At 62.3% G+C, this 1,804-nt stretch carries 3 protein-coding genes; 1 reads left to right on the top strand and 2 read right to left on the bottom strand.

The features are described 5' to 3' along the window. The coding region (locus H8F21_RS29050; protein WP_459565141.1) for a penicillin-binding protein 1C at nt 1-957 on the top strand (957 nt) is incomplete at its 5' end. Here the strand turns inward: H8F21_RS29050 and H8F21_RS29045 are convergent. Both H8F21_RS29045 and H8F21_RS29040 read right to left on the bottom strand, forming a co-directional pair. After that, the gene (locus tag H8F21_RS29045; RefSeq protein WP_159960478.1) at nt 954-1,340 is read right to left on the bottom strand and encodes a hypothetical protein; all 387 of its coding nucleotides are present in this window, start codon (nt 1,338-1,340) and stop codon (nt 954-956) included. The genes H8F21_RS29050 and H8F21_RS29045 overlap by 4 nt on opposite strands. A gap of 63 nt (nt 1,341-1,403) precedes the next feature. After that, nucleotides 1,404-1,804, bottom strand: a 401-nt coding sequence (locus tag H8F21_RS29040; protein ID WP_203585822.1) for an SIS domain-containing protein, incomplete at its 5' end; no start/stop codon positions are given.

Raw genomic sequence — 1,804 nt, 5'->3', positions numbered from 1 at the left:
ATGCTGGCGGGTGACGGGCATCTGCGACCACTGCGCTATTTGCAAGAGCAGCAACAATCCACTGGCCCGCCACTGCTAACGCCGCAAGCAGCCTTTATGGTGCGCGACATGCTGCGCCGCAACCCGCGCCCGGATGGTTTGCCCGGCCGGCACTGGCGCGCGGCGTGGAAGACCGGCACCTCCTGGGGTTTTCACGATGCCTGGAGTGCGGGGCTGGTGGGCCCGTACGTATTGGTGGTGTGGGTGGGCAACTTCGATGGGCGGCCAAACCCGGCGTTTATCGGCGCCAAGACCGCTGCGCCGCTGTTCTTTCGCATTGCCGACGCCCTGCCGCTGGCCTTGCCGAACGTTGTGATCAAGGCCGACAAACCGCCCGCCGGGCTGGTGCGTATCGACGTGTGCGCCGCGTCTGGCGAGTTGCCCAACCGCTGGTGCCCGCAAACCCGCAAGACCTGGTACATCCCCGGTGTGTCGCCGATTCGCGTGTCCAACCTGCACCGCCCGGTGCTGATCGACACCCGCACCGGCAAGGCCGCCTGCCCGCCGTTCGAGGCGCAATACACCCGTGAGGAAGTCTTCGAGTTCTGGCCCAGCGACGTGCAACGCCTGTACCGCGCCGCAGGCTTGCCACGTCGCACGCCGCCCAACGTGATGAAAAACTGCCAGCCCAACCGCATCAGCGACGGGAGCGAAGCACCCCAAATACGCTCGCCACTGACCCAGGTGAGCTACCAGTTGCGCCTGTCTCAACCGCAGGAAAGCATCCCGCTGAACGCCAATGCGGCCAGCGATGCGACAACGTTGTATTGGTTTGCAGACCAAACCTTGATTGGTCAGGGCCCGCCGCAGGCCACGTTGAACTGGCGGCCGGGCAAGTCGGGGGAATATCGGTTGCGGGTGACGGATGATCAGGGGCGCAGTGCGGGTCGGGGGTTGCGGGTGGAGTTTGTGCCTTAGAAAACTCGCTCGCTATCGTGAATTGGGAGCTCCAGATAGTAGGACTCTCCCCCGCCCACCGCGCCCGACAACCAACCCCATACAAAGGCAAGAGTAGTAAGCCCGGCGTCATCAACACCGACAGTGCCACGCGACCAGCCGGCCAATAACTCCCCTTCTGTGGTCAGGCACTGATAAAGCAATTGGATAGTATCTGGGCCTGTCACACGCCCAATCTGCTGACCGCTGCGAATCCGGCCACCCTGATAGGTGCCCGAGATGGCTACGCCGTCGACCTGGTAATGAAATACCGTGCCTGTGCCGGAGAGGCCCTGGGTGTTGTTGGCGACTGAAAAGCGGCGATTGTGCAAACGTTCGCCGATCAGGGAAGAGGGTGTGTGCATCGGGTTCGAATCCTTTCGTCGAGCCGGGCCTGGAGACCCGGCGGGCCTCCAGGGTGTCGCGTGTTACTCCACCGTGACCGATTTGGCCAGGTTACGCGGCTGGTCGACGTCGGTGCCTTTGAGCACGGCGACGTAGTACGACAGCAGTTGCAACGGGATGGTGTAGAGGATCGGCGACAAGGTGTCATTGATGTGCGGCATGTTGATGACGTGGGTGCCTTCGCCGTTGGTCATGCCGGCTTTTTCATCAGCGAACACCACTAACTGGCCGCCACGAGCACGTACTTCCTGCAGGTTGGATTTGAGTTTTTCCAGCAGTTCGTTGTTCGGTGCCACGGTGACCACCGGCATGTCGTCATCCACCAGGGCCAGTGGGCCGTGTTTTAGCTCGCCAGCAGGATAAGCTTCGGCGTGGATGTACGAGATTTCCTTGAGCTTGAGAGCGCCTTCCATCGCGACCGGGT

Origin of the sequence: Pseudomonas arcuscaelestis, from assembly GCF_016881005.1 — a bacterium.
Lineage (GTDB): Bacteria > Pseudomonadota > Gammaproteobacteria > Pseudomonadales > Pseudomonadaceae > Aquipseudomonas > Aquipseudomonas arcuscaelestis.
The sequence above is the reverse complement of the archived record's forward strand: the minus strand, read 5'-3'. Positions and strand labels throughout refer to the sequence as shown.